At 63.4% G+C, this 410-nt stretch carries 1 protein-coding gene; it reads right to left on the reverse strand.

What is annotated here, in order from left to right; all coding sequences use genetic code 11:
* Positions 1-56: 56 nt before the first annotated feature.
* The coding region (locus AC5ZGW_RS47265) for a hypothetical protein (protein ID WP_496114288.1) at positions 57-410 on the reverse strand (354 nt) is incomplete at its 5' end.

Below are 410 nucleotides of genomic sequence, written 5' to 3' on the forward strand. Positions count from 1 at the left end.
GCGCGGATTGCTTCCTGGTTGGTGGTTATCGAATAGAGATTGCACATCAGATGTCCTTAGCGTTCGCCCGGCCACCATGTCGATGGCGGATCCTGCGCGCTGATCTTGTTCGGCCGCAACGCGACCAGGTGGCTGCGCTTGTAGGGATAGCCGCGTTCGTCTGAGCACAGCTTGCAGCGCATGTAGCGCTCGAGCTCGTGAATGGGTGTCGACTTGCGCCGGCGGATGATGTCGAGGGCGACCGTCTGACGGGTACTGCAGCCCAGGCACTTCACCTCGAGATAGCTGTAGCCGGCATTGAGCGCGTCGCCGAGCGCAGGCGAGGGCTGCGCCGGTCCGTGAAAGGCCAGCATGCGCATGTTCCAGGCTTGGCATGCGAGCCGATCTGCGTCCTTGCGCGCCTTGGCCGC

Source organism: Bradyrhizobium sp. Crot121, assembly GCF_059512385.1.